This is a genomic window from Rhizobium sullae (assembly GCF_900169785.1).
GTDB lineage: Bacteria > Pseudomonadota > Alphaproteobacteria > Rhizobiales > Rhizobiaceae > Rhizobium > Rhizobium sullae.
Genome location: NZ_FWER01000029.1, coordinates 1 through 24,872, shown reverse-complemented (window position 1 = coordinate 24,872; position 24,872 = coordinate 1). Strand labels below are relative to the sequence as shown.

27 protein-coding genes and 2 pseudogenes are annotated in these 24,872 nt (G+C 59.4%); 8 read left to right on the top strand and 21 right to left on the bottom strand.

The window, feature by feature from the left end; translation table 11 throughout:
* Window positions 1–13: 13 nt before the first annotated feature.
* The 6 genes from BN1800_RS23365 to BN1800_RS23340 all read right to left on the bottom strand — a co-directional run bounded on the left by BN1800_RS23365 (window position 14) and on the right by BN1800_RS23340 (window position 6,732).
* Entirely contained in the window at window positions 14–1,648 is a 1,635-nt protein-coding gene (locus BN1800_RS23365; protein WP_087001364.1) for an FGGY-family carbohydrate kinase, read from the bottom strand.
* 2 nt (window positions 1,649–1,650) lie between these two features.
* Window positions 1,651–2,379, bottom strand: coding sequence for an SDR family oxidoreductase (locus BN1800_RS23360; RefSeq protein ID WP_027510348.1), 729 nt, complete (start codon window positions 2,377–2,379; stop codon window positions 1,651–1,653).
* A gap of 25 nt (window positions 2,380–2,404) precedes the next feature.
* On the bottom strand, window positions 2,405–3,655 hold the full coding sequence (locus BN1800_RS23355) for a sugar ABC transporter permease (RefSeq protein ID WP_087001363.1): 1,251 nt from the start codon (window positions 3,653–3,655) through the stop codon (window positions 2,405–2,407).
* On the bottom strand, window positions 3,652–4,473 hold the full coding sequence (locus BN1800_RS23350; protein ID WP_087001388.1) for an ATP-binding cassette domain-containing protein: 822 nt from the start codon (window positions 4,471–4,473) through the stop codon (window positions 3,652–3,654). Before BN1800_RS23350 ends, BN1800_RS23355 begins: the two co-directional genes overlap by 4 nt.
* A gap of 82 nt (window positions 4,474–4,555) precedes the next feature.
* Window positions 4,556–5,641, bottom strand: a complete 1,086-nt coding sequence (locus BN1800_RS23345; protein ID WP_087001362.1) for an ABC transporter substrate-binding protein — start codon at window positions 5,639–5,641, stop codon at window positions 4,556–4,558.
* 206 nt (window positions 5,642–5,847) lie between these two features.
* The gene (locus BN1800_RS23340) at window positions 5,848–6,732 is read right to left on the bottom strand and encodes an AraC family transcriptional regulator (RefSeq protein WP_087001361.1); all 885 of its coding nucleotides are present in this window, start codon (window positions 6,730–6,732) and stop codon (window positions 5,848–5,850) included.
* A 325-nt stretch (window positions 6,733–7,057) separates the two neighbouring features.
* Between BN1800_RS23340 and BN1800_RS23335 the strand changes: the two genes are divergently transcribed.
* Window positions 7,058–7,588: a dihydrofolate reductase family protein gene (locus tag BN1800_RS23335; RefSeq protein ID WP_027510353.1), complete on the top strand. Its 531-nt coding sequence runs from the start codon at window positions 7,058–7,060 to the stop codon at window positions 7,586–7,588.
* Between the two features lie 131 nt (window positions 7,589–7,719).
* Here the strand turns inward: BN1800_RS23335 and BN1800_RS23330 are convergent, their stop codons facing one another.
* The 5 genes from BN1800_RS23330 to BN1800_RS23310 form a co-directional block, all read right to left on the bottom strand.
* Window positions 7,720–8,013 carry a helix-turn-helix domain-containing protein gene (locus BN1800_RS23330; protein ID WP_027510354.1) on the bottom strand — a complete coding sequence of 98 codons (294 nt, stop codon included), beginning with the start codon at window positions 8,011–8,013 and terminating at the stop codon, window positions 7,720–7,722.
* A 13-nt stretch (window positions 8,014–8,026) separates the two neighbouring features.
* Complete coding sequence (locus BN1800_RS23325) at window positions 8,027–9,349, bottom strand: type II toxin-antitoxin system HipA family toxin (RefSeq protein ID WP_087001360.1); 1,323 nt, start codon at window positions 9,347–9,349, stop codon at window positions 8,027–8,029.
* Between the two features lie 459 nt (window positions 9,350–9,808).
* Entirely contained in the window at window positions 9,809–10,213 is a 405-nt protein-coding gene (locus BN1800_RS23320) for a type II toxin-antitoxin system VapC family toxin (protein WP_027510356.1), read from the bottom strand.
* A complete protein-coding gene (locus BN1800_RS23315) occupies window positions 10,210–10,443 on the bottom strand; it encodes an AbrB/MazE/SpoVT family DNA-binding domain-containing protein (RefSeq protein WP_027510357.1) in 234 nt (77 codons plus the stop codon). The genes BN1800_RS23320 and BN1800_RS23315 overlap by 4 nt, the downstream gene beginning before the upstream one ends.
* A gap of 87 nt (window positions 10,444–10,530) precedes the next feature.
* Window positions 10,531–10,713 (bottom strand): hypothetical protein, encoded by a 183-nt coding sequence (locus BN1800_RS23310; RefSeq protein WP_087001359.1) that lies wholly within the window; start codon window positions 10,711–10,713, stop codon window positions 10,531–10,533.
* A gap of 487 nt (window positions 10,714–11,200) precedes the next feature.
* On the opposite strand from BN1800_RS23310, the gene BN1800_RS23305 reads away from it, so the two are divergent.
* On the top strand, window positions 11,201–12,094 hold the full coding sequence (locus tag BN1800_RS23305; protein ID WP_087001358.1) for a LysR family transcriptional regulator: 894 nt from the start codon (window positions 11,201–11,203) through the stop codon (window positions 12,092–12,094).
* 368 nt (window positions 12,095–12,462) lie between these two features.
* On the opposite strand, the gene paoC is transcribed toward BN1800_RS23305, so the two are convergent.
* From paoC to paoA, 3 genes are read right to left on the bottom strand one after another with little or no spacing between them, the layout of a single operon-like run.
* A complete protein-coding gene (paoC, locus tag BN1800_RS23295) occupies window positions 12,463–14,661 on the bottom strand; it encodes an aldehyde oxidoreductase molybdenum-binding subunit PaoC (RefSeq protein WP_087001356.1) in 2,199 nt (732 codons plus the stop codon).
* 3 nt (window positions 14,662–14,664) lie between these two features.
* On the bottom strand, window positions 14,665–15,615 hold the full coding sequence (locus BN1800_RS23290; protein WP_087001355.1) for an FAD binding domain-containing protein: 951 nt from the start codon (window positions 15,613–15,615) through the stop codon (window positions 14,665–14,667).
* Window positions 15,612–16,247, bottom strand: a complete 636-nt coding sequence (paoA, locus tag BN1800_RS23285; protein ID WP_087001354.1) for an aldehyde dehydrogenase iron-sulfur subunit PaoA — start codon at window positions 16,245–16,247, stop codon at window positions 15,612–15,614. Before paoA ends, BN1800_RS23290 begins: the two co-directional genes overlap by 4 nt.
* A gap of 152 nt (window positions 16,248–16,399) precedes the next feature.
* Between paoA and BN1800_RS42690 the strand changes: the two are divergent.
* Together BN1800_RS42690 and BN1800_RS23280 are read left to right on the top strand one after the other, a co-directional pair.
* Window positions 16,400–16,568, top strand: a pseudogene (locus BN1800_RS42690) (adenylate cyclase); the annotation flags it as partial.
* 131 nt (window positions 16,569–16,699) lie between these two features.
* Window positions 16,700–17,098 carry a cupin domain-containing protein gene (locus tag BN1800_RS23280; RefSeq protein ID WP_087001353.1) on the top strand — a complete coding sequence of 133 codons (399 nt, stop codon included), beginning with the start codon at window positions 16,700–16,702 and terminating at the stop codon, window positions 17,096–17,098.
* 83 nt (window positions 17,099–17,181) lie between these two features.
* On the opposite strand, the gene BN1800_RS23275 is transcribed toward BN1800_RS23280, so the two are convergent.
* Window positions 17,182–17,583, bottom strand: a complete 402-nt coding sequence (locus BN1800_RS23275; protein WP_087001352.1) for a GFA family protein — start codon at window positions 17,581–17,583, stop codon at window positions 17,182–17,184.
* A gap of 280 nt (window positions 17,584–17,863) precedes the next feature.
* Here BN1800_RS23275 and BN1800_RS23270 point away from each other — a divergent pair, with 280 nt between their 5' ends.
* Together BN1800_RS23270 and BN1800_RS23265 are read left to right on the top strand one after the other, a co-directional pair.
* Window positions 17,864–18,274, top strand: coding sequence for a GFA family protein (locus BN1800_RS23270; protein WP_087001351.1), 411 nt, complete (start codon window positions 17,864–17,866; stop codon window positions 18,272–18,274).
* Between the two features lie 234 nt (window positions 18,275–18,508).
* Window positions 18,509–18,982, top strand: coding sequence for a nucleoside deaminase (locus tag BN1800_RS23265; RefSeq protein ID WP_087001350.1), 474 nt, complete (start codon window positions 18,509–18,511; stop codon window positions 18,980–18,982).
* A 224-nt stretch (window positions 18,983–19,206) separates the two neighbouring features.
* Here the strand turns inward: BN1800_RS23265 and BN1800_RS23260 are convergent, their stop codons facing one another.
* Window positions 19,207–19,920, bottom strand: coding sequence for a DNA helicase (locus BN1800_RS23260; RefSeq protein ID WP_087001349.1), 714 nt, complete (start codon window positions 19,918–19,920; stop codon window positions 19,207–19,209).
* A gap of 284 nt (window positions 19,921–20,204) precedes the next feature.
* Here BN1800_RS23260 and BN1800_RS23255 point away from each other — a divergent pair, with 284 nt between their 5' ends.
* Window positions 20,205–20,741, top strand: coding sequence for a GNAT family N-acetyltransferase (locus BN1800_RS23255; RefSeq protein WP_244564610.1), 537 nt, complete (start codon window positions 20,205–20,207; stop codon window positions 20,739–20,741).
* 416 nt (window positions 20,742–21,157) lie between these two features.
* Here the strand turns inward: BN1800_RS23255 and BN1800_RS40515 are convergent, their stop codons facing one another.
* From BN1800_RS40515 to BN1800_RS44005, 3 genes are all read right to left on the bottom strand, one after another.
* On the bottom strand, window positions 21,158–21,382 hold the full coding sequence (locus BN1800_RS40515) for a hypothetical protein (RefSeq protein WP_132567587.1): 225 nt from the start codon (window positions 21,380–21,382) through the stop codon (window positions 21,158–21,160).
* A gap of 414 nt (window positions 21,383–21,796) precedes the next feature.
* The gene (locus BN1800_RS23245) at window positions 21,797–22,129 is read right to left on the bottom strand and encodes a hypothetical protein (protein WP_087001347.1); all 333 of its coding nucleotides are present in this window, start codon (window positions 22,127–22,129) and stop codon (window positions 21,797–21,799) included.
* Between the two features lie 97 nt (window positions 22,130–22,226).
* On the bottom strand, window positions 22,227–22,541 hold the full coding sequence (locus BN1800_RS44005) for an immunity protein Imm33 domain-containing protein (RefSeq protein ID WP_425299059.1): 315 nt from the start codon (window positions 22,539–22,541) through the stop codon (window positions 22,227–22,229).
* 145 nt (window positions 22,542–22,686) lie between these two features.
* Between BN1800_RS44005 and BN1800_RS23240 the strand changes: the two genes are divergently transcribed.
* Complete coding sequence (locus tag BN1800_RS23240) at window positions 22,687–23,856, top strand: IS630 family transposase (RefSeq protein WP_425299058.1); 1,170 nt, start codon at window positions 22,687–22,689, stop codon at window positions 23,854–23,856.
* 198 nt (window positions 23,857–24,054) lie between these two features.
* On the opposite strand, the gene BN1800_RS23235 is transcribed toward BN1800_RS23240, so the two are convergent.
* Together BN1800_RS23235 and BN1800_RS23230 are read right to left on the bottom strand one after the other, a co-directional pair.
* Window positions 24,055–24,369 carry an EthD family reductase gene (locus BN1800_RS23235; protein WP_087001346.1) on the bottom strand — a complete coding sequence of 105 codons (315 nt, stop codon included), beginning with the start codon at window positions 24,367–24,369 and terminating at the stop codon, window positions 24,055–24,057.
* Window positions 24,370–24,421: 52 nt separating this feature from the next.
* A pseudogene (locus BN1800_RS23230) lies at window positions 24,422–24,736 on the bottom strand (transposase); the annotation flags it as partial.
* Window positions 24,737–24,872: the final 136 nt, after the last annotated feature.

The window sequence follows — 24,872 nt, the reverse complement described above, 5'->3', positions numbered from 1 at the left end:
GGAGGCGAAACGATCAATCGCCGTTCAATGCAAGCGAACGAATTTCGCGATCCGCCGATTGGAGCACTTCGAAAGCGCGGAACCTGTTTTTGTGCAGGACCGCAATCGCGCCACCCGTTGGATGGAACGTTTTCGACAGATGCGACATCGCCTTCATCGCTTCGGGCAGAGAATCATTGTGTCCGGCGGCAACGGAGCCGAGCATTGCCGCACCCAGTAGCACCGGCTCTTCGGTGTCAGAGATTGCCACCGGCACATTCGTCGTGTCGGCCAGAAGCTGTCGGACAAGATTGCTTTGCGCGGCACCGCCGCTAGCAACGATCAGGTCAAGCTTGATGCCGTCTTGCGCCAGCTTTTCCAAAAGCTGCTTGAGGCCATAACCAATGCCGCAAAGGCCGGCAATATAGAGCGAAATCAGATTGGAGATATCGACATCCAGTCCAATGCCTGCGACGATCGCCCGTGCATCGGGATCGGCATGCGGCGACCGGTTTCCAAGAAATTCCGGCACGACATGGATAGACTTCGCAAGTTCGACGGCACGCGTTAGGTCCGGGCATATTTCCGTGGCCTGCCTGTCCAGCCATGCAACGAGAGTGAGACCGGCCGCTTCCGCCTTTGCACGCGCCTCGGCAGATGCCGGATGCATGGTCACCAGATGGTCTATGGCCGCACCTGCAGCCGACTGCCCGCCTTCCGTCAGCCAGAGCCCCGGCACCATTGCTGAGTAATACGGTCCCCAGACGCCACCGACGAAAATCGGATTGTCACTTGAAGCCATCGAACAGGCCGACGTACCGAAGATATAGGCAAGCCTGTTTCTGACATCCGAACGGCCGTTTGCATCCGCGCCGCCGAGTGTGCCGGCGCCACCCGCATGCGCGTCGATCAGTGCCGCTCCGACGGGCGTTCCGGCCGGCAGCCCAAGATCGGCAGCGGCGTGTTCGCTGAGCCCATCTGCCAGTGCCGTGCCTGGGTCGACGATGTCCGTACCTATCCTGGAAAAGCCTTCTGCTGCCAATTCTTCGAGCCCAATCGCCTCAAAGTACTGGGCGTCCCAGCGCTTTTCGTGGGCAAGATAGGTCCATTTGCAGGTGACCGTGCAGACAGACCGGCTAAGCGAGCCGGTTGCACGCCAGGTCAGAAAGTCCGCAAGGTCAAAGAAATGGCCGGCAGCGGAAAAGGAGGCCGGCAGATTGCGCTTCAGCCAGAGAAGCTTCGGCGTTTCCATTTCCGGGGAGATCCGCCCGCCCACATAACGCAGGACCGCGTGGCTTCCAGCATTGATCTCGGCCGCTTCGCCAGCGGCACGGTGATCCATCCAGACGACAATATTGCGGTTGGGATCGCCGGAAGGACCGACGGCGACCGGCGCGCCATCGGATTTCACCGCAACGAGAGAACAGGTGGCGTCGAATCCCAGGCCGGCGACGGCGGTGGCTGAGATCCCAGCCATTGAGACGGCTTCCCTGGCGCTGTCGCAGACGGCTTTCCAGATCTGTTCGCTGGATTGCTCGACGATGTGGCCCGCCTCATACCAGATCGTGATCGGACGTTTGGCGGACGCCAGCAGCGCCCCGTTCTCGTCGAAGACCCCTGCCCGTGCGCTGCCTGTACCCACGTCGACGCCGATAAAAAACCGCGCCATGGTCAAAGGTCCGTGCTATGCGGCAGGATGACGAGGTCACGGATCGTCACGTTGCGTGGCCGCGTCAGCATGAACAGCACCGCCTCTGCAACCTCCGTGGCTTCCATCAATCCTCCTGCGGCTATCGTCTCATCGAGCTTTTCCTGAGGCCAGTCGCTGATCAGCGCCGTGACGACAGGACCGGGCGCTACCGCGCCGACGCGAATGCCGTGTTTTATAACCTGGCGCCTGACCGTATGGACAAACGCCTGCACCGCATGTTTGGACGCGGTATAGATCGGCTCCCAGACCACGGGCACCAGACCGGCGATCGAACTGGTCATGATGATGTCGCCGGTCTTCCTTTCCACCATATGAGGCAACACCGCCTGGACAGATCTGAAGGCCGCATTGATGTTCAGGTTCAGCATCCGGTCCCAGGAATCGGGATCACCGTCGACGACGTCTCCGCCGATGTAGGAACCGGCATTGGCGTGGAAAATGTCGAGCTTTCCGAACCGTTCCAGGATCTGCGGCATCATCGTCGAGACGCTGGCAGGGTTGGTCAGATCGACGACCAGAGGGAAGGCGTCCGTACCCAGCTCGGAGCATATGCTCCTCAGAGAATCGCCTGCTCTGTCGATGAGAGCAACGCTCACACCCTCCTTTAATAAAGACTTGGCGCATTCAAGACCGATCCCCGAGGCAGCCCCGGTAATCGCTGCGACCTTTCCAGAAAGTTCCTGTCCCATATCAATCCTTGCTTTCGTAGTTGTATCAGGCACGGCCGTGCGAAACTCTCGACCGGCGCGCCAGCGAGTCGACGATGACTGCAATGGCAAGAACAGCACCGGTGATCATGTAGCGAAGGGCCGAAGACAGATCGAGCATCGTCAGACCGCTTGCGATCGACTGGATGACGATGATGCCGAGAAGTGCTGAGTAAGCGCTGCCGCGACCACCGAAGAGGCTTGTTCCGCCGATGACGGCTGCTGCAATCGCATTCAGGTTGACGTCTCCCGTCCCGGCCTGCTGGCTCGCCGAGGCAAGACGCGCCGCGGCGAGCACCCCGCCAAGTGCGGCAAACATTGCGCAGAGAACGAAGGCGCTGGTGTATATCCGCCGTACATTGATGCCTGCGCGGCGCGCGGCCTCGCGATTGCCGCCGACGGCCGCCATCGACCGCCCCCATTGAGTCCGTGTCAGCGCGTAGTTCATCACGATCGCCAGCACGACGAAGAGGGCAAACATCCAGGGGATGCCGCGGTCCTGATTGAGATAGAAGACGACGAATTCGAGAAGGATGGTGATGGCAGCCACGCTGGTGACGAGGCCACCGATCGAGCGAGACGAGAGGTTGGCTTGCCGGCGCCGTTGAGCGGCCCGATAGCCTGCAATCAGCATCACGACTCCCGGCAGCAGCGCGAAAAGATATGCAAGCGGGCGTGGAATGACGAGCAGCTGACCGAAGTTCACCAAGGACGAGCCATAGGGCAGGTTGATCGAGCCTGTGGCGCCGAGCAGATAGAGCTGCATTCCGAGCACCGCCAGCAGACCCGCGAGCGTCGAAACGAAGCTCGGCATTCCGAGACGATTGAAAAGCAGCGCATAGAGCGAGCCGATCAATCCGCCGACAAGGACGGCGGCGATGATCGCGGCCGCGACGGGCCAGCCCTGATTGACCCAGAGCATGCCGACCATGGCCGAAGCAAAGCCGCTGATTGAGCCGACAGACAGATCGATCTCGCCAACCATCAGCACGCAGACTATACCGAGCGAAATCACACCGACAGTCGACGCGTCGAAAAGCAGGTTTGCAAGGTTGTTGCTGGAAAGGAAGGTCGGATTGAGAGTGCCGAACACGGTCCAGATGATCACCAGGCCGACGACCACCGGCAGTGACCCGAGATCGCCGGAGCGCACCTTGTCGATGGACGAGCGGATCTTCGCACTGATGCCCGCATCATGACTGACGCGAACATCGCCGCGATCAAGCAGCGTTGCGGTTTGTTTCACATCGCTGGTCATGGGTGACCCTCCTGCCTGATATCCTGCTGCGCCTGGCGGCGGCCAGCGCGACGCGAGACCGCGTTTTCCGTCGCCCCGGTAATAGCAGTGACGAGTTCCTGGTTGGATGCGTCAGGATAGAAAACTCCGTTGTTCCGCCCTAGCCTGAGGACGACGATGCGATCAGCCACCGCACGAACGTCTTCCATGTTGTGGCTGATCATCACGACCCCGAGCCCGCGGTCGCGCACGCGCTCGATCAGGTTCAGCACCTCGGCCGTTTGGGCCACGCCAAGGGCAGCCGTGGGTTCATCGAGCAAAATGAGCTTCGGCTCCAGGAGCAGCGACCGGGCAATCGCCACCGTCTGGCGTTGTCCACCGGAAAGCGATGCAATCGGAATGCGGACGCTCGGAATGCGGGCAGAAAGCTCGTTCAGGAGCGTCCAGGCACGAACCTCCATCGCCGTCTCGTCAAGCCTCAGCGGAGCGAGCTCCCGGCCGAGGAAGATGTTGGCAACGACGTCAAGATTCTCGCAAAGTGCAAGGTCCTGAAACACGGTCGCGATGCCCAGGGATAAGGCCGCACTGGGGTCGGTCAGCGTCACTTTGTTGCCGCGGAAGGTGATCTCACCCGAACTCGGCTGGTGCACGCCGGCAAGGATCTTCACCAGCGTGGACTTGCCGGCGCCGTTGTCGCCGACGAGCGCCACCACTTCGCCGGCATGAACATCGAGATCGATATCGGTAAGCGCCGAGACGGCACCGAAATGTTTCGAGATCCCTCGTAGGCTGAGCACCAATTCGCCGGCAGAGGCTGTTTGATCGGGAGCGTCAGTCATCTGTCGCGAGCCTTTCATCATGAATTTTCGACCCTCCGGCCGCCCACAAGGACGGTCGAAGGGCAACTTGGGAGGGAACCGATCAGCCGCCGATGCCGAGCGTCTTGCAGCCTTCGGCGTAGCGATCCGTGCAGAGCTGCTCCGGCGTCTGGATCGGCTTGCCATTGACCGTCTTGTCGATGATCTCGGCCTTCAGGTTTTCAGCGGTAACGAGCGCCGGCGTGAAGAGTTGCGTCGGCGTATCGAAGAGCTTGGTGTCGGCCTTCGGCGCTTCGCCCGACAAAAGCTGGATGGCGACATTCGCCGCAGCCGCGGCCACGATCTCGCTTGGCTTGGAGATGGTGTTGTACTGATCGCCCGCGATGATGAGCTGCAGACCCGCGATCGTCGCATCGTTGCCGGTGACCGGCGGCACAGGATCGATGCCGGCAGCCTTAAACGCTGCAACGGCAGCACCACCCGTGCCGTCATTGGCGGCCACAACGCCGATGATCTTCTTGCCGAACCGGGTAATCTGGCCGCTTGCCCATTGCTGAGCCTTCGGCGGAGCCCACTCCGGCGTATCGAACTCCGCAAGGATCGGATAGCCGCCTTCGGCAAGGCCGGCATGGATACCCTTCTTGATCAGGCCTGCTGCAGCATCCGTCGGCGAGCCGTTGATCTGAAGAAGGCCACCGTCGCCGGCCTGGACGTTCTTCGCCTTCAGATGATCGACGAGGGATTTGGCGATCATCTTGCCGATTTCCTCGTTGTTGAAGGAGACGTAATAGTCTGCGGCGGCAGATGGGATCGGCCGGTCATAGGCAATGACCTTCACGCCCTGGCTCTGCGCCATCTTGACGAGCGACGCGGCAGCTGTGGAATCGACCGGGTCGAGCACGATTGCCTTGGCGCCCTGCGAAATCGCCGAGTTGAACTGCTGCTGCTGGCGCGAAGCGTCGCCGTTTGCGTTCTGGTAGATCACCTTGCAGCCGGCGCAGAGTTTCTTCATTTCCGCTTCGAAGCCCGGATAATCGTGCTCCTCGTAGCGTGTGGAGCTCTGATCTGGCATCAGAAAGGCGACCGTTGCATCGGTCACCTTTGCAGACTGCGCAAAGGCGGACGTACCGCTGAGAAGACCGACGGCGAGCGCTGCTGCGCCTGCTAATTTCCATGCGAATTGAGTCATAGGAATCTCTCCGTTCCCAAATTGTAACTGTTTCGATGAAGCCTCAAGCTCGCCTCGAGCTCGACACCCTTTGTGCGATCCGGCCTTTCGAAGCGGGTTCTTGACCGGCGCTTCAGGCTGGTGTGCGGACAAGCAATCCCGTTCAGACAACTGGTGTCCGTTCGCCTCGCCCTGATTGTTCGTTTCCTCCTCCCCGGTCCTCCCTTTTAGGCGGCCTCCACCGCTCTTGCGTTTTGTGCCAGCAATGTTCTGAAGCGCGAGGGCGCCATGCCCTTCTGATCCAGAAATCGGCGATTGAAATTCGAGATATTGTTGAAGCCGGCCGCAAAGCAGATGTCGGTGATCGACATGGCTGTCTCGCTCATCAGCAGGTGGCAGGCAAAGTTGATCCGCAGCCGGTTCACATATTGAACGAGCGCCATTCCGGTGTGCCGGCGGAAGCTGCGGGAGAACGCGCTCGGGCTTTGCCCAGTCAACTCGGCAAGGTCACCCTCGCTGAAGGGTTCGGTTAGATGCGTGTTGATATAGGCCAGCGCCTGGTTCACCCCAGCAGACATGAACCCCGACGGATCCGGATGATAGAGCGCACTTGCAAGGGCACGCGTGCCCTGTGCAGAACTCAGCGCGTTGAGCACGTTCATGAAAAGCTCGATCCGGCGAATTCCTTTGGCTTCGACCAGTTCCCCGAGGAGCGGGCCGACGCGCGTCGTCGTTTCGGGCGTGAATAGCGCACCCCGGCGGCTCATTTCCAGAATGCCGGCACAAGCCGAAAGCTCCGGAAAAACCCGGCTTGCATCCGCAAGGAAAGACTCAGTGAATTGAAGCACCCGGCAGCGCAGCGGTAGGCATGTGCCCGGCGGCACGTCGCTTACCCAATTATGCGGCAGGTTCGGTCCGGTGAGCACAAGGTTGCCCGGTTCGAACTCGCCGATGAAATCACCGACGAAATATTGCCCCGTCGTTGCGACGACATGGTGGATTTCATATTCGGGATGGAAATGCCAACGGACCGTACGGTAGGGGTAGCCATGCTCCCAGGCCTTGAAGGACTCGCCGCTGCCGATCGCGACCACTTCCAAATCCGGATTCATGGAACCTTCCTCCCTGCGCTCTGACCGGAGTTTCTCCGGTAATGGCGCCTCCTCCCAGAGGTCATCGCTTCTTATGACAGAACTTTACGCGCGGACATCAGCGATCGCTACTACGCCATCGACCCCTCACTGATACTTTTTTGACAATTCTACTGCAATTTGTGGCAAATCGCGCAAGTTTCTCCGTCTCGGCACAGCCGATCAACGGCAAACGTCGAAGCCAGCACGTTCCGGCGCCGAGTTGTGCGACACCGGCCCCAAACCTCACTTACGTGTAACGGCTGTTCAAGCTATGCTGAAGAACGTGGGATGGAGATTTTGCAGCATGGCGAAGATCGTCTTCGGAATGAACCAGTCCCTGGATGGCTATGTCGACCATCAGGAATTTGCACCAGATCCCGCGCTCTTTCGTCACTGGATAGAGCACGTGCGCGACCTCACCGGCAGTGTGTACGGGCGCCGCATGTACGAGGTCATGCGCTACTGGGACGAAAACCGTCCTGAGTGGGGTGCGGAGCAACACGAGTTCGCGGCGGCGTGGCGGCGCCAACCGAAGTGGGTCGTGTCGCGCTCGTTGAAGGCGGTCGGTCCCAACGCCACACTTGTCGAGGACGACATCGAGGCGGTGATCCGTGGCCTGAAAGCTCAACTCGTTGGGGAGATTGCAGTTTCCGGACCAGACCTGGCACGAAGCCTAACCGACCTTGGTCTTGTCGATGAGTATCGACTCTACTTCCACCCAATCGTGCTTGGTCGCGGCAAGCCATTCTTTGCCGGCCCACGGCCGCCGCTCCGCCTCATGGCGAGCGATTTAATCGGCGAGGACGTGATCAGGTTGACGTACGTTCCTGCCTGAACACGCAACTCGCCGCGCGTCCGCCTACACGCTCGCCAAATCAGCGCTGGGGCTTGCATTCGATCGAGGTGAAGTTCACTGCCTATCGGCGGGCGCAATGAGAAATCCACCCCAGAGCACTCAACCATCTATTATATTTGGCTGGAGTTCGGCGTCCTCGGCACAAAGCCCACCCCAAATCCGAACAACCGACCAATCTTCTCCAATGTTTCAAGCGTTGGGTTTGCCGTGCCGGCTTCGATCTCCGCGACTTGGCGCCTAGTAAGTGCCAGCATCTTGGCAAACTCGTCTTGCGTCGTGCCAAAGCTCTTGCGGATTTCCCTGACCGCGCCGGGTAACCGCAGGTCGCCATTGCGCGCACGCTCTGCCAGGTTGCGCCTGTTTTCCAGGATTTCTTCTTTGGTGGGCTTCTTCCAGCGTGCCATATCTCATTCCCAATCACGAGCACGTCGCCGAAACGCTATCAGCAATTTCGGCACACCGCCCCATGGCTCGTTCCAGAATTTCCGATGGGGCGCCCATATCTTTTGCCATACTGGGTGCGTGTCGTAGGCGTTCGGCAAACGCGGAAAGCGTAATCAGAAGCCCGCCTTGCTGATCTGGTTCAGGCATAAGTTCGGCACAAATGCACTTCCAATCCGGGAGATGGTCTCGACCACCGTTGCCCATCAGAGCCCAGCGGGTAGAGCGAACAATCCCCTCTTTGGCGAGCCGCATGGGCGTGAAGTCAAATAGCGGAGACAGACGGATTGTTCCGTCAGGATGTTTGCTGAGGGCCGAGTTCCGGCCGTGATTGTCAGGATTGCCGAGCGCCAAGTTGGTGACGTCGCGTTTCAGGTATTCGGCAATATCCGCGAACGGATCGGCCGAGTAACGACGCAGAACATCGATGTACGCCTCGTGCGTGCCGACATGGCCGAAATCCGCGACACCGATCGCGGACACGAGGCTTTCCTGTCCCAGCCGCACGGTTTCACCGCCTCCACCCTTCTTCCGGTCGAAACGGGGGATAATCAGCACGCCTTCGGCATAGGTGGAGGGTTCGCGGACATTCAGACCGATCTCAAGGGCGATTCGAGAGTAAAGCGCCTCGCCTTCGAGAATGAGGCGATCGACGGGCTCAGTGCTTCGAACTAGCTTGACGATGACATAACGCACGGCCTCACCATCGGCGACGAAGCTGTCTGGGTAGTAGAGCCCGTCATTCGCTTGCGTCATGGAAACCTTTGGCCACTCCCCTTGCAGGCCACTGGAGCCCGAGGCGAGCATTCCAAACCGATCTGCGACTTCCATGAAGCGATCCGACCGCTCGAGGATTTCCGCCTCTGTCACGCCTTGGCGTCGTACGCCGCGCAATCGGTCCGCTTGAGCGTCAGCGGCTTCCTTGATGCGAATATTGCCTACTCCGCCCGTCGCCGAACGGAGAAGCAGGGGAAGGTCCGAAGCGCGCGAGCCTTCAGCAAGCCCGAGGTATTCGGCCAGTTTTCTCCTAGCGTGCCCTTGTGGCATCAGGTCCAAAAGGAATGGTGGCCAGTTAGGGCTGTATCGGCTTTCAAGGTCCACGGGATTGCGGACGGACAAGGCGCGATGGTCGCGAACCGTCTTTCCCGCCGCGAATTCCGCCGAGGCCTGCGTGACGAAATAGTCAAGATCGAAATCGACTATTGACGCACCTTGATAGCCGGCCGAGTCGTCCTTAAGTTCCAGGGTCGCGGCTTGATGCCACTCTCCGTTAAGATGGGTTTGAAGCGCCAGCTGCATTATTTGACCCTTTCAGTGGATCAATTAATGCTAATTTAAAAGAAAATCAACCCACTTTAATGGGTTGAAAGACGATGCTACTCGCTTCTGCTGCCAAGAGAGTTCGGCTCGGCGTCTGTATTTTCTTCGCTGTCTGTGCGGAGCGATCTTCGTTGGCGCGCTGATAAAGCCGCTTTAGTCATCGAGTGTAAATTGCTCTCTGATGTCGTCAAAAGGTAGTATCCAGATTGTTTCGCACTTTTTCAGGCGACAGCTCCGTGGGTTAAATATTGCTCCGCGTAAAGAGGACCCATGTTCATGTACTTGCGGGTGGACCACTGGCTGGCTGCGATATGCCTGAGCCGTGCCGCCGCGAGACCTGTGCGCCGGCGAATTTCCTTCGGCGACGCGACCGGTTTGGCATAAGGCGGCCGGACTCTAACCGAAGCGGCGGAGCTTTCTCGCCTGCCCCATATGACATTACGAATCCGGCGTGATCAGCTCAACTGTCGGGAAATAGGTCCGATAACGACCTATGTCCCGCGTCAGCAAGGGTAGTTTTTGCACGGCGGCTTGCGAACCAATGAAAAAGTCCGGTAACACACCAGTGCGCGAACCGCCGGCCCTGCGGTATTGCCTAAATACCTTTCCGGCGAGAAACAACGCCGCGCGCGGCAACGAGGCAAGTTCAAAGCCAGCCGCTTCAATGAACGCATCCAGGTCTTCGATGCGTTCATAACGAACAGCGAGTTCTGCATAGATCACATCGTTGATCAACAATGGCCCTGCAAGGCTGGCAGCTTCCAGCTGCGCGACAGACCAGTCCGCCCAAATCGGATCATTGGTTACAAGATCGAGCAGGACATTTGTGTCAACAAGCGTCACGCTTCGCCACGTGTCATCGCCATGATGGCATCGGTATCGAGACCCTTCCCGGCATGGCCACGAAGTCTTTGGAAGCGGCTCGGCGGCTGCTTCTTGTCAGCCCTTGTCAGAACAACGCTTCCATCTGCAGCTCGAAGGAAATCTACCTTGCTGCCAGGAGCGATTCCGAGCAGGTCCCGAACCGCCTTCGGAATCGTGACCTGACCTTTTGCTGTGACTGTTGTCGTCATTTCCGCGACCTTGTAATACCGGACGCCACAAAGGTATTACCTTCAGGCACTAAAATCAATATCATGCGCCTTATTCACTCGAGGGCCTTACAAAGTAACCAGCCGATTGCTACCCGCGGAGGTCGAAAGCGGGATCTGGCCTCCGGCACCAAGCGTCATGAACTCGGACGAAATAAGCGCGAACGCAGTAAGCGACAGAGCGAGCACGCCGCTCCACGCGGCGACACGTCCTTCGTCCTTGTACTCCTCTGATATAGCTTGCAACGACATTGATCATTCCTTTTTGCGGGTACTGCTGTTGGGTTCGGCGCGTGCGGTATCAGTGACCCGGTCCGACTGTTGAGCTTGTTCGTTTCACGTCGTGGGAACCGCACACTCCGCGCGTTGAGCGGGTCAAGACATAGGCGAATGGCAGGCTACTGAGCCTGGGTGGTAGGCCCGAACAGGAGCTCATTCACATCGACGTCGTCGGGCTGCGAGATCGCGAAGAGGCAGCCCGCCAACGCCACGGCAATGAGACGCCGTCGATCGAGACCTGCATTGATCGTGGTTTCTCGTTCGGATCCATGGTCGCTTAGCGTCTAACAGAATGACGAGGCCTGGATTAGTCGACTGATCTCGCATGTAGTTGTGAGCTAGTTTCATGAATTGACGCATCTACGATGCAAGGTGGGCTGGCCAAGTGCTCACAATGATTTCAATGTCCAGTCTCTGCAAATTCGGTACAACCGCGATTTGCCCTGCAGGAGCTTGATGAATGCCGCGAGCGAGTGTCAATGATCTGATGGCCTTTCTGGCGGTCGCCCGAGAGAGGAGCTTCACGAGAGCGGCCGCGAAGCTCGGCGTCTCACAGTCTGCGCTCAGCCACATCGTCCGGCAGCTCGAAACGCGGCTCGGCGTCCGCCTTCTGACCCGTACGACGCGCGCCGTCTCGCTGACTGACGCCGGAGAGAGACTGTTCCAGGGCGTTGGCCCGCATTTCGATGAGATCGAGGCCGAACTCGAGGCTCTAACAGAGCTGCGGGAAAAGCCGGCGGGGAACATCCGCATCACGGCCTCTGACCACGCGATAAACTGGGTCATCTGGCCCAAGCTCCGGCGTTTTCTGCCAAACAACCCTGACATCAAGGTGGAGCTGGTGCGCGAGAACGGGCTGTCGGACATCGTGACGGAGCGTTTCGACGCAGGAGTCCGGATGGGCGAGCAGGTGGCCAAGGACATGATCTCGGCACGCATCGGTCCTGATTTCCGGTTCGCCGTCGTCGGCGCCCCCTCATATTTCGAGACCAAGGGAGTTCCCGAGACTCCGCAGGACCTCGTCCGACACAACTGCATCAACGAGCGCCTGCCCACCTATGGGGGTTTCTGGCCATGGGAGTTCGAAGACAACGGGCACGAGATCAAGATCCGGGTCGAGGGACAGCTTGCGTTCAACAATTCCTATCAGGGCTTGGAGGCGGCATTGGAAGGGTTTGGCCTGGCATACGTGCCGGAGGACGAGGCTCTGCCTCATATAGCGGAAGGCCGTCTGGTACGCGTCCTGGAATCATATTCGCCTTACTGGGACGGCTACCACCTCTATTACCCCAGCAGAAGACAACCCTCTCCGGCCTTCGTGGCGCTTGTGAACGCTCTGCGCCATCGGGAATGACGGCAGGCCGTCAGGTGCGGCGACGATCCGATTTTTGGCAATCTGGCGACACCGTCATCGCCTGGGACTGGGCGGAGGGATTGCCGCGTCCTTCGCGTTGAGCCAGCGTCACTGGACGAAGATGGCCAAGGGAAGCGACGACCCGAGGCGGATCGGACGCGGAGGAGAAAACGACAGCAACGACACTCCATGCGCCGTAGAGCGAGGGAATTCCCGCTGCGACCAGGTTCAGGATAGGCATCGACGGCAAGGGCGGGATCGTCGGTCGCAAGCGTTCTCGGGCGTTGGTAGCAAGTTTGGAGGGAAGATCTGCTTCGCGGCGGGTCCTTTGGAGTTGACGGCGGCCTGCGGAGACCGCCGTCTTGGCTTCAAGCGACGTCCGGAAGGCCGCCGATTAACTTGTCGAGCGTGATCGGATAGTGCCGGACCCTGACGCCGGTCGCGTTATAGATGGCGTTGGCGATCGCGGCGGAGACACCGCACAGGCCGAGCTCGCCGACGCCCTTAGCCTTCATCGGGGACGACATCGGATCCGTCTCGTCCATGAAAATCACCTCCTGATGGGGGATATCTGCATGCACCGGCACCTCATAGCCTGCGAGGTCATGATTGACGAAGAGGCCGCGGCGGATATCTACCGCAAGCTCCTCGGACAAGGCGCCGCCCGCGCCCATTGTCATCGCGCCGATAACCTGGCTGCGCGCCGTGATCGGGTTGAGGATGCGCCCTGCCGCGCAGACGGCGAGCATCCGGCGGATGCGGCTCTCGCCCGTGGCGACGTCGACGGCCACCTCCACGAAGTGCGCTCCGAAGGTCGACTGCTGGTGCGTTTCGGAGAGCTCGCCCCATTGGATCGTATCCTCGCCCATAAGACCGTCAGGACCCGCCGCCTCAGCAAGCGGCACTGAGCGGTTGCCCGAACGGACCTCGCCGTTTTCGAAGACGACGTCCTCGGAATTGAAACCAAGTTTCTGTGCGACGGCTTCCCTGAGCTTGACGCAGGCTGCGTAGACGCCCGCTGTCGAACAGTTGCCGCCGAACTGCCCGCCGGAACCGGCAGAAATCGGGAAACGGGAGTCCCCGAGATGGACGCCAACCTTGTCGACGGTGACGCCCATCATCTCGGCCGCGGTCTGCGCGATGATGGTGTAGCTTCCCGTTCCGATGTCGGTCATGTCTGTTTCAACGGTAACGACCCCTTCCCGATCGAGGCGGACGCGAGCTCCGGAGGGAAGAAGGAGATTATTGCGGAAGGCGGCCGCGACGCCCATGCCGATCAACCAGTCGCCCTCGCGCTTCGACCCCGGTCTTCCTCTTGCGCTCCACCCGAAGCGCTCAGAGCCGAGCTTCATGCATCCGACGAGATCGCGGTGTGAGAACGGCCGCTCAGGCTTCTCGGGGTCGACCTGGGTGTCGTTGATGATCCTGAACTCGACCGGATTGATGCCGAGTTTCTCGGCCATCTCGTCAATAGCGACCTCCAGCGCCATCAACCCCGGCGCCTCCCCCGGAGCGCGCATGGCATTACCCTCGGGGAGGTGGAGCGTTGCCAGCCGCATTGCCGTCATGCGGTTCGCACCGGCGTAAAGCAGCCTTGTCTGGTTGACGGCCGTCTCCAGACCGCCGCCCGGAAGGTCGCCCGACCAGCTTTCATGAGCGATCGCGGTAATCTTGCCGTCGCGTTCCGCTCCGATGCGGATGCGCTGGATGGTCGCCGGCCGGTGGGTCGTGTTGTTCATCATGAGCGGACGCGGCAGCGCCACCTTCACGGGTCGTTTCGCAGCCTTTGCTCCAAAAGCGGCAAGGACGGCGTCGGCCCGCAGGAACAGCTTCCCCCCGAAGCCGCCACCAATGAAAGGCGACATCAGGTGGATCTTCTGCTTGTCGATATCGAGGGTCGTCGCGAGATCCGACCGCCACCAGTCGATCATCTGGCTGGACGTCCAGACCGTCAGCTCCTCGTCGTTCCAGGCGGCGATGGAAGCATGCGGCTCCATCATCGCGTGGGACTGGTCCGGCGTCGTGTAAGTCTCGTCCAGGGTGATCGGAGCCGTCCTGAAGGCTGCTTCGAAATCGCCGGCGGCTGAGTCCGGCTGCTGCGACTCGTCCGGCTTCACCGCCGAATCCATCGCCTCCCTGAGATCGAAGACGCCCTTCTCTTCGGCATAGTCGACCTTGACCAGCGCTGCGGCGGCGCGGGCTTGTTCAAAGGTTTCGGCCACGACGACGGCGATCGCCTGGTGGTAGTGCTGGACCTCATCGCCGCCGAAGAGCTTGGCAGTGTTGAACCTGCCCTTCTTCCGCTCGCCGACTTCAGGCGCGCTCACAACGGCAAGTACGCCCGGCGCCTTCTTGGCAGCGGAGACGTCCATTGACTTAATGCGTCCCTTGGCAATCGCGGCTCCGACCGGGTAGCCATAGGCATAGGGTGTGGTCGGGTCATGCCACTCGTATGCGTACATGGCCCGGCCTGTGGTCTTGAGCTGGCCGTCGATGCGGGGGATGGGGCGGCCGACCACTTTGAGCTGGTCGATTGGGTTGGTTGTCGCTGGCGTATCGAACTGCATGGCTCACCCCCTGGCTTCGGCGATGACCGCGGCGAGCGTGCGCTCGACCAGGTCAACCTTGAAACGGTTCTGTTCGGTAGGACGTGCGTCCGCGAGAAGGATACCGGCGGCGGCGCGCGTACCTTTCGCAAGAGCGGCTTCGGCCGCCTCGACACGCCAAGGCTTGTGGGCAACTCCACCGACGGCGACCCGTCCGGTTCCATCCGGTTGGATGACGGCGCCGACGGAGACGAGCGCGAAGGCGTAGGAGGCGCGATCGCGGACCTTCCTGTAGATGTGGCGCCCCCCGATCGGCGGCGGGAGAATGACCGCCGTGATGAACTCGCCGCTTTCCAAGACGGTCTCAATATGCGGCGTATCGCCCGGCAGACGGTGGAAATCGGCGATGGGGATGGAACGCCGGCTGCCGTCCCCCTTCAACGTTTCGACCACGGCATCCAGCGTCCGCATGGCGATCGCCATGTCGCTCGGATGGGTGGCTATGCAGGCGTCGCTCGTGCCGACGACAGCGTGCTGGCGGCTGAAGCCGCCGATGGCCGAACAGCCGGTGCCTGGCTGCCGCTTGTTGCACGGCTGATTGGTATCGTAGAAATAGGGACAGCGCGTGCGCTGCAGGAGGTTTCCCGCCGTCGTCGCCCTGTTGCGGAGTTGGCCGGATGCGCCGGCGACGAGCGCTCGGGAGAGCAGCGCGTAATCTCGACGGACTGTTTCGCGTGCGGCGAGCTCGGTATTGCGGACAAGCGCTCCGATGCGCAGCCCGCCCTCCGGGGTGGCTTCGATCTTGTCCAGGCCGAGGTCGTTGACGTCTATCAGATGCGTCGGCGTCTCGATCTCGAGCTTCATGAGGTCGAGAAGGTTGGTACCGCCGGCGATGAACTTCGCGTCCGGATTGGAGGCGGCCGCCTTGGCCGCGGCCTCGACGGACGAGGCACGCTCGTAGGTGAAGGCTCTCATGCTTTTGTCTCCGCGACTTCGACGATGGCGTCGAGAATGTTGGAATAAGCGCCGCAACGACAAATGTTGCCGCTCATGCGCTCGCGGATTTCGGCCGGCGTGACGGCCGTCTGTGCGGTTAGGTCGCCAGTGACGTGGCTCGGGATGTTCGCCTTGATCTCTTCCAGCACCGCCACGGACGAACAGATTTGTCCGGGCGTGCAGTAGCCGCATTGGAATCCGTCGTGCTTGACGAAGGCCGCCTGCATCGGGTGGAGATCGCCTGGCTTTCCGAGACCTTCAATCGTCGTGATCTCGTCACCCTCGTGCATGACGGCCAGCGTCAGGCAGGAATTGATGCGATGGCCGTCGACCATGACCGTGCACGCGCCGCACTGGCCGTGATCGCATCCCTTCTTCGTGCCCGTCAGATGAAGATGCTCGCGCAACGCGTCGAGCAGCGTCGTCCGGTTGTCTACGTCGAGGTCGCGGCTCTCGCCGTTGACCGTGAATGAAACCTTCGATGTATAGGCCATTTCATTACCCGCGGACTGTGCCACCGCCTTCCCGGCGGCCCCGGTGACCGCGACAGTCGCGGCCGACGAGATAAGTAAGTCCCGGCGGGACATTTCAAGTTGGTTCAGGGTCTTCATGTCCAGTTCCACTTCGTTCGTTGGACGGAGGGGAGGCGCGCGCGAGTTCGCTCGAGCAACGACACCGTTCTAAACGTAGAGAATGCTGGGACGGCGATTAGGGGGACTTTCGCGCATGCCGTTATCGATCTGGCTCATGAAAGGTCCCTTGTCTCACCTGCGAGTGGGCACCAATCCCCAGCCAGCGGGGCGAAATGCTCTCATCTCGTGGAGCCGCAGGATCCTATCACGCCCGAGATCTTCACGACGCTCGCAAAGCGTCTGCTTGCAGTTTTCGACGCGGGGGGAACGATGTTTTCACCTTGTGCCGGAGCAATGGCCACCGGTGCTGCCATAGATACACGCGGATACAAAAATGAGGTTTCGGGACACATCCCTGGTTCAAATTTCGTGTGAAATCCCAATGTGACCCATAGGGCCGAGAATGGCCTAATTTTACGAAGGATGACGAAATGAAAACTATCCATGCTATCGCGCTTGCCCTTGCTTTCGCGGGAAGCTTATCTCCTCTCAGCGTGGCGCTGGCTGAGCAGCCATTGCAACGCACCGATCTGCTGAAGAACGATGTCGATATACCCGGTCACCAAGTCGTGCAGGTCCGCGTTGACTTCGCACCAGGCGCTCTGGCCGCAAGGCATTTCCACCCCGGCGAGGAGGTTGCTTATGTCCTCGAGGGAACGCTGCAATACGAGCTCCAAGGCCGAGAGCCGGTCATACTTGCGGCCGGGCAATCCTTGTTCATTCCATCAGGCGTGGTTCACTCGGCAAAGAATGTCGGTAGGGGCAAAGCATCGGAGTTGGCAACCTACATCGTCCGCAAAGGCCAACCACTCGTCGAGCCTGCAAAGTAGGTCCCGCGAACCTCGTTTTTTGGCGAACGCCGATTTGGGGGTTGTTTAACAGTATCGGCCCCAAGCAGTCACGCGGCATGCTCTTAAAACCAAAGATCGCGCACACAGCGCCCTTTGGAAGGAAGGTCTTCAAACGTGTCGAGGCCGTCGAAATGATCAATAGGCAGATCATGAACGAGATCCGGCGGCGCAAGCCGCAAGTTTACAGCCATGCGCCGTCGGCCATCCTCTTGAAGCCGTAAGCCGCGCCAGCTCAATACACACGCGCAGGATGGGCAGAACAATATTTCGAGAGACGACTTATCCCTGCCTGCGCGGGTGTAGGAGGCAGTCTGCCCGGTGACCGCGATACGCTCTCCTTCGTAATCATAGGCCCATAGAGCGCCGTAGCGTCGGCAGAGCGTGCAGTTGCACGCCGTGATCGAGCCGGGATCACCTTCGAGCGTCCAGCTCGCCTTGCCGCAATGACATGAGCCCGTCAGCATGAGCGTAGGTTCAATCCTGCTCCACATTTAGGGACGGCATCCTGCCCCAATCACGCGATGACCGCAATTGCCGCGGTCCGGCTGGTGTCGCGCCCTAAGCGGTCAGATGGGTTTCCTCTAGACTTCGGCATTTGCGCGATCTACATTCGAGCTTCTGTGAGCCTGAAATTGTATCAGGTCTCAGCCCCTTCGCGTCGCCCACCGCAAAGAATTGCGGTTCGGGCCTGCGCTTCAGCCCTCAATCCAGCGTAATCTCACCGTGCAAGCGGGAGGAGTTTCCATGGCCACTGCCCAATGCGCCTGCGGCGCTCTTAGACTGATGTTTAGCGAACCACCACAACTGACTGCGCTGTGTCACTGTTTCGCTTGCCAGCGAAGGACTGGTGCGCCATTCAGCGCTAATGCGTTCCACTCGATTGACTGTGTCGAAATATTTGGAACGTCGACAGAATTCATTCGTACTGGCGACAGCGGTCGCAAGGTCCGAATGCATTTTTGTCCCATTTGCGGCTCGACCGTCTATTGGAAGGCTGATGTTTCGCCGTCCTGGATCGGGGTGGCGGTAGGTTCATTTGCCGAGCCGGCCTTCGCGCCGCCTGCCATGTCAGTATTCGAACAATCGAAACATAAGTGGGTGCAGCTTGACGAAACGATAGAGCCTTTCCCAAGCCTTCCAATTGGCCAATATTAGCGGGAATCGACGCGGGAAGGCTAGCAGTCGGTGGGCGCACCGAGCTTCGGCTTTCGGACGCCGGCCCGGCGCCAGGCCAACACGTGGATAGCCGGCATCCGAAACCCTTCACAATAGGAGACATCCATATCGGCCTCCTTCCCCCTGCCAGCATCTTGAATCTGATTGGCAGCCCTTGGAAATCTCTTCGATTCAAGACAAGATCATCACGCTCTAGTGTTGGGGGGGACGCCGATGGAAAACCATGAGCCGTTTTTGCGCGAGGCGATTGCGCTCTCAAAATCCGCGATGGAAGGCGGCGACGAACCATTTGGCTCGGTGCTTGTGAAGGACGGCGAAATAATCCTTCGTGCCGAAAACAGCGTCTTCACCGGCCACGATATGACGAACCACGCCGAGATGAACCTGGTAAGACTGGCGGCGCAGCACTACGACTCTGCTTTTCTCGGTGACTGCACGCTCTACACCAGCACGGAGCCGTGCGCGATGTGCTCCGGGGCGATTTATTGGTCGGGCATCGGGCGTATGGTGTTTGCGTGCTCCGAAACGCGGCTTGGCGAGATCGCTGGGATCGGGTTGAACGTGCCGAGCCGGGCGGTGTTGCAAACGGGCGCGCGCAACGTCACTGTGATTGGTCCGACGAACCTCGAAGACGATGCCGCCAAAGTCCATCAGGAATTCTGGCCGAAGCATCTGGGCAAGGCATAGTCTCTTTCGTCCGAAATGCCGCTGGAGGGCACATCGAGGAGGTGTGTCTGGACACCTCCGACGCATCTTCGCAAATGGGGTCTTCACCCATTGCCCGCGCAACGCGCGCCCTATGGCCGCTGTGGGCCGACTGCAGACGAACCCTTCGGCGGCTTCGCGCCAACACCAGTCATTGCAAGATCGACTGCCGCGACCAGTCTGCGGCATCGCGGTAATCGAGCACGTTAGGCCACGTCTTGAAGCTGGGCCTCGCCGTTGTGCAGGAAGCAGGCTTTGGTGAAGAGCCCTAGATCGACGAGATTGGGTAGACGAATGTCGCGGATATCCGGCAGGCGTTTGCTCTCTGGATCAAACGACCGATCAATCTGTGAGATGAACCCAAGAACAACACCAGTTTTTCTGGCGAAATCTCCAAGAGCGAGAACCTGATCCGAAAGTGCGGGCTTGCTTCGCTGCTGGTCGAGTATCTGCAGGTAGTCGATAACGGCGACCGTTCCTGGCCTCGATCCCGACAAATAGCGAATGATGTAATCTGCGCTGATTTCATCCGACGTCACGATTTCCAGACTGTCGCCAACGCCGTGAGAGCCTTCATCCACAGACTGAAGGTGTTTCCGTGCCTGCTGCTCGGTAAATTCTAACGTGAATAATACCGCTTTTCTCTCGTCTCGGGCAGCGTCGAGCAAAAGCTGAAGTCCCAGCGTGGTTTTGCCATGTCCCGGCCGACCGGCCATCAATAGCAGATCACCATCATCCAGTCGGGATAGTATTGTTTTGGACAGTGACCCCGTTGCGATTTGAGAGGAAAGCAGGCTCCATCTTGCGAACCCCTCCTCTCGCGCAATTTGATCCAGGGCTTCGTGCAGCGGGACGTTACTATTCCGAGCCATGAGCTTGGCTCGGCGTTTCAATTGGAAGATGGGGGCAGAAAGTTTCATCAAAGGACCTCCGTTCCGAGCCAGAAACGCAACCCCTCCTTATGCGATGCTCGAACAGATGGTTCGATGATGATGATGTCACCCCGTATGTGCGATACTTCCCCGAAAGGAGGGAGGAGGCGCGGGCCAAGCCTGTACAGCGGAAGCTAGCGGGCCTGATGATTCGTCACAAGCGTTAAAGACCGCTTCCGCTTCGCGCCAAACAGAAGCCATTGCGCTCTTGAAAAGCGCCGAGTAATTTGCGGCATTAGGAAGCAAAAACCACCAGACCAAAAGCAGAATTCGTGAGTGGGGGCGCAGAGGTGGAACAGAACTCGGAGATCGGCCCAGCCAGACCTGACGACTTCACTGCGATTCGAGCCTTGTGCAACGGCTTCATCGACTGGTGTCGGTCGCGCTACGGGGAGAACGCTTGGTTCGTCGACCGCTACTACACGCCAGAAGCATGGGCCGCACTCCTGGACAGCCTGCCGAGGCTCCACTCGGCTCCAGATGGGGAGATTCTTGTCGCCCGCCTGAACGGAAACGTGGTCGGCTGCGTGATGATGCAGCGGATCGACGAACACACATGCGAGATGAAGCGCATGTTCATCAGCCCTGATGGCCGAGGCTTAGGGCTGGGCCGCCGTCTCGCCGAGAGCATCGTGCGCGTGGCTGCTGAGCGGGGCTACACCACCATGCGGCTGGATACCGGCCGCAACCACGATGAGGCGCTAAGCCTCTACCGCTCTCTCGGGTTCCAGGAGATCGCGCCCTACTACGAAGCACCTCCTGAACTGCGCAAGCATCTCATCTTCATGGAAGCCCCCTTGGCGGGGTAGCTCCGTCGCCCTCTTGATCAGTCCTCGCTCAGGTGCAGCGGCGGAGCACGATATTGATGCCCACCTCGGATAGAGGCCAGGCAGAAAATCCCTCCTACCCTAGCGGCGAAAACTGTTACTGCCGAAACTGGCGATGGTCGCTAAAGCGAGTTCGTTGAAAACTCGATAGCGGTAAGTGTCGGAGATGGAATAGCTTTCCGAGGTATTCCATCCGTAAGGGTTAGCGATAGTCGTTTTCGGCCGTATCGCGCCAACATCGGACATTAACACTTTTCAGAAAGAGTGGCTGCAACTCGCACGCGAATGTGCGTTTCATTGGGGATGACCACCGCCATGCCAGAAGGCAATGCAATGCAAAAACTGTCTGCGAGGGCCCCAGCTCTTGTTGCGACAGCCATGTTGGTAGGGATCATTCCTCATGTCCTGATGGTGTTCGGGATCAGAGGATTTGCAGTTGGTTTAACCTTTTTCTTGCTCACCTTGGCCCTCTGCGCAACGGGGCTTACGACAGGGAGGTTTCGTATCTTCTGGTGGAGTTGGGGTGTTGCGTCGGTTGCTTTTTTCCTTCTGTTCGGAATGGCGACGCCGGTCGGGATGGCCTTAGCTCTCCCTCTGCTCGTGTCGAACTGGCTTTGATCCATGAGGGCGTCTCGTCCGCTTCGGGCCGACGGCCGTCATGACGCAAATGCGCCAGTTGCGGTCAATAATCGTGGATTAATTTTTTTACAGCAGTATCGGCTGGCCGAGATCGAATTCATTGCGGGACCAGGAGACGCGGAGTGGTCGAAAGCTTTGACGAAGCTATCCCGTTTCTCATCATATTCGCAATGTGGGGTCTCTTATGGCCCCGCCATCTCTCGATACAAATCGATCCACGAAGTCCCACGCAAACAATTGGTTTGGCTTTCTTTCGGGATGGGGACACTCGGTCTTTTGTTTATTTACACATCGACCAGATGACTGCCTCGGTACGGAAGCTGCCAAGGAGCCGCTTCCGCTTCGCGCCGCCATGAGCGGCCATTATTTCAGAGACAAACATCGTGCGCATTCGGCGCTTACTTATCGGGATAAGTCCAAAGCTGATCGTCCGCGCGGATCGCAGCCACGACTGATTGAGCCCTCGCGCGGGCGTCGGGCTGTTCCCCCAAGCCCATGTGATCAGCTTCAATACTCATGAGGAAATCAACGACGTCAGCATCAGATGCGCCTCGTCGCAGCCGTCCGGCTGCTTCGATTAAATAGCTGTCGTATTCATCCGCGAATGATCGGTTGTCGTCTTCATCCCATCTTGTTCCCGCAGACAGAAGGCCAATTGGGTCCCAAGAGGACCAACCGATGTCGCGCAATCTTGAAAGCTTGATCTTAGGTGACGGCGTAAGCGGAGCCATTTCAGTGTCCGTGGCGATTCGCCGCGAGACTACACGGACTTGCTAGCGTGAGCTATGGGCCGCCGCGAGCTGTCCAACATCCGCAAGGGCCTGTCAGTCAAGGTCGAGGAGGCCACTGTCGAACCACATCCTCGTAGTCGGGCGCAATCAAGAAGCGCCAACCGGGCGGCAGACCCAAGTACGGCAGCACGGCGGGGCAACGTTCTTGCAAATGGGAGACATGCATCGGGTTGAAGAATTTCGGGTCTGTCGAAAACTCTTGCCCACCCCAAATGAACCATCCACTGATCCCCACGTCAGGTGAATGCCTCAGACCATTTAATGGCTGTTCACCGCGCAGCGCACTCGCGGAAATTCCTAGCCTTGACGAAGACGCAGGAGGTGTGAGAAGCACATCGTATCGTCGACACACTTTGGCTTGCGCTCGATCCACCAGTGCCCCCTGCCTTTTTTCAGGAAAACCGTTATCAAAGATGATGCTGGCTGTAACTAGTCACCTGGAACTGAAGTAAGCCTCATTATATATTGCTTCTGTTGGAACGGCAGGAGGGTTAGTGATGGTTGGCAGACCGGCGGATTTGGTCGTGTTGAGCGGCGAGGACCGAGCTTTTCTCGAAGCGCAGGTTCGGCGGCACAAAGCGCCGCGTTCACTGTCGGATCGATGCCGAATGGTCCTTTTGTGTGCAGAGGGGCTGCAGAGCAAGGAAGTTGCCGAACGCCTCGGTGTCCACGAGCACACGGTCGGCAAATGGCGGCGGCGGTTCGTTCAGGATGGCATTGAAGGGCTGACCGACGAATATCGTACTGGCCGACCACGAACGGTATCGGATGCGCAGGTGGCTCGGGTGATCGAGCGCACGCTGAACACCACTCCGAAGGACGCCACCCATTGGTCGATCCGCTCCATGGCAGCCGAGACCGGGCTATCGCATACCACCATCCGCCGGATCTGGGCCGCGTTTGGACTGCAACCGCACCGGTCTGAGACGTTCAAGCTGTCGAGCGATCCTCTGTTCGTCGACAAGGTTCAGGATATTGTCGGCCTCTACATGTCACCACCGAACCGGGCGGTCGTGCTGTGCGTCGACGAAAAATCGCAAATTCAGGCGCTGGATCGCGAGCAGCCCGTCCTGCCCATGGTGCCAGGCGTGCCTGAGCGGCGCACTCATACCTATGTCCGCAATGGCACGACCTCCCTGTTCGCGGCGCTCGATGTGGCCACCGGTGCCGTGATCGGCAAATGCTACAAACGTCACCGGGCAACCGAGTTCCTCGACTTTCTCAAGCGGATCGACGCCGTGATGCCCGAGGGACCGGACGTACACCTCGTGATGGACAACTATGCCACCCACAAAACACCGAAGATCAAGGCCTGGCTGGCGCGCCGACCCCATTGGCATGTTCACTTCACACCAACATCGGCGTCCTGGATCAATCAGGTCGAACGGTGGTTTGCCGAGCTGACGCGCAAGCAGTTGCAACGCGGCGTCCATCGATCCACGGCGGAACTCGAAGCCGACATCGCCGCCTTCATCAAGGCCCACAACGAAAACCCCAAGCCCTACAAATGGGTCAAATCCGCAGACGAAATCCTCGCCTCCGTCAGACGCTTCTGCCAAAAAACAATGAACCGAACTTCGGATTCAGGTGACTANGACGAAATCCTCGCCTCCGTCAGACGCTTCTGCCAAAAAACAATGAACCGAACTTCGGATTCAGGTGACTAGGTCACCGACTCATAAAGCGCATCCAGCTTTTGGCTGAAGCGAGTTTTGACGAGAGCAAGGTAGTTTTCGCTTCAACGGCAACCACATGTTCCCGATCGTCGACCGGTTCGGCACCGGCTACGTCACCATGGATCAGGTGCGCCGGCACTACGCCGATCCCGGAAAGTTCCACGGCTACGCCTGACGCGCCGAAGCCCCCTACCCTCCAACGATTTCGCTGATCTGCACGATGGGTGCGATGTCCGTATAGTTGGCGACGTCCGCGACGATCTCCGCGCGGTGAGGACCGAACGCCTCCTGGAATATCTCCAGGGTCGGCGAGTAGATGTGGCACGCCGCGACGAACTCCGGCGCGCTTCCAGGTTCGCGACCCGCAAGGCCTTTATCGACCTCGTAGCGCAGGCAGGCATCGCTGAGCCGTTCCTGGATCAGTGGCATGTGGCGAGTGCGGTAGTAGTCGTGATCGAACTTCGAGCCGCCATCGGCCGGATAGTAGACGCTCATCTTGATCATGGTCGGGCTCCTGTCTGAACGCCTCTCCGAGCGTCCGATGGGCCTTTCTAGCTCACCGACTCGTAAAGCGCATCCAGATTTTGGCTGAAGCGAGTTTGACGAGAGCAAGGTAGTTTTCGCTGTGCTTTTCGAGGCGGGTGGCGACGGCACGGAAGTGCTTGAGTTTGCTGAAGAAGCGTTCGACGAGGTTGCGGTAGCGATAGAGGAAGGCGCTGAACGGCGGGCGGCGTTTGCGGCGGGGCATCGGCTTGATGTCGGCCCATGCACCGCGCGCGGCCATATCGAGGCGCAAGGCATCACTGTCGTAGGCGCGATCGGCGAGCAGCACGTCGCCACAGCCGAGCGTATCGAGCATGTCGGCGGCGCTCCCTTCAAGAAGCTTGAATCAGAACCTTGCAGCTACCGCCAGCAGTTTATGAGTGTGTGACCTAGTCACCTGAATCCGAAGTTCGGTTCATTGTTTTTTGGCAGAAGCGTCTGACGGAGGCGAGGATTTCGTCTGC

Coding starts and splice junctions, on each gene's coding strand:
- BN1800_RS23235 (WP_087001346.1), bottom strand. CDS start 24,369: ATGATCAAGATGAGCGTCTACTATCCGGCCGATGGCGGCTCGAAGTTC.
- BN1800_RS23260 (WP_087001349.1), bottom strand. CDS start 19,920: ATGAAACTTTCTGCCCCCATCTTCCAATTGAAACGCCGAGCCAAGCTC.
- paoC (WP_087001356.1), bottom strand. CDS start 14,661: ATGCAGTTCGATACGCCAGCGACAACCAACCCAATCGACCAGCTCAAA.
- BN1800_RS23335 (WP_027510353.1), top strand. CDS start 7,058: ATGGCGAAGATCGTCTTCGGAATGAACCAGTCCCTGGATGGCTATGTC.
- BN1800_RS23310 (WP_087001359.1), bottom strand. CDS start 10,713: ATGTCGTTGCAAGCTATATCAGAGGAGTACAAGGACGAAGGACGTGTC.
- BN1800_RS23355 (WP_087001363.1), bottom strand. CDS start 3,655: ATGACCAGCGATGTGAAACAAACCGCAACGCTGCTTGATCGCGGCGAT.
- BN1800_RS23350 (WP_087001388.1), bottom strand. CDS start 4,473: ATGACTGACGCTCCCGATCAAACAGCCTCTGCCGGCGAATTGGTGCTC.
- BN1800_RS23305 (WP_087001358.1), top strand. CDS start 11,201: ATGCCGCGAGCGAGTGTCAATGATCTGATGGCCTTTCTGGCGGTCGCC.
- BN1800_RS23345 (WP_087001362.1), bottom strand. CDS start 5,641: ATGACTCAATTCGCATGGAAATTAGCAGGCGCAGCAGCGCTCGCCGTC.
- BN1800_RS23315 (WP_027510357.1), bottom strand. CDS start 10,443: ATGACGACAACAGTCACAGCAAAAGGTCAGGTCACGATTCCGAAGGCG.
- BN1800_RS40515 (WP_132567587.1), bottom strand. CDS start 21,382: ATGGATCAAAGCCAGTTCGACACGAGCAGAGGGAGAGCTAAGGCCATC.
- BN1800_RS23280 (WP_087001353.1), top strand. CDS start 16,700: ATGAAAACTATCCATGCTATCGCGCTTGCCCTTGCTTTCGCGGGAAGC.
- BN1800_RS23265 (WP_087001350.1), top strand. CDS start 18,509: ATGGAAAACCATGAGCCGTTTTTGCGCGAGGCGATTGCGCTCTCAAAA.
- paoA (WP_087001354.1), bottom strand. CDS start 16,247: ATGAAGACCCTGAACCAACTTGAAATGTCCCGCCGGGACTTACTTATC.
- BN1800_RS23275 (WP_087001352.1), bottom strand. CDS start 17,583: ATGCTGACGGGCTCATGTCATTGCGGCAAGGCGAGCTGGACGCTCGAA.
- BN1800_RS23340 (WP_087001361.1), bottom strand. CDS start 6,732: ATGAATCCGGATTTGGAAGTGGTCGCGATCGGCAGCGGCGAGTCCTTC.
- BN1800_RS23325 (WP_087001360.1), bottom strand. CDS start 9,349: ATGCAGCTGGCGCTTCAAACCCATCTTAACGGAGAGTGGCATCAAGCC.
- BN1800_RS23330 (WP_027510354.1), bottom strand. CDS start 8,013: ATGGCACGCTGGAAGAAGCCCACCAAAGAAGAAATCCTGGAAAACAGG.
- BN1800_RS23290 (WP_087001355.1), bottom strand. CDS start 15,615: ATGAGAGCCTTCACCTACGAGCGTGCCTCGTCCGTCGAGGCCGCGGCC.
- BN1800_RS23360 (WP_027510348.1), bottom strand. CDS start 2,379: ATGGGACAGGAACTTTCTGGAAAGGTCGCAGCGATTACCGGGGCTGCC.
- BN1800_RS23365 (WP_087001364.1), bottom strand. CDS start 1,648: ATGGCGCGGTTTTTTATCGGCGTCGACGTGGGTACAGGCAGCGCACGG.
- BN1800_RS23270 (WP_087001351.1), top strand. CDS start 17,864: ATGGCCACTGCCCAATGCGCCTGCGGCGCTCTTAGACTGATGTTTAGC.
- BN1800_RS23245 (WP_087001347.1), bottom strand. CDS start 22,129: ATGGCTCCGCTTACGCCGTCACCTAAGATCAAGCTTTCAAGATTGCGC.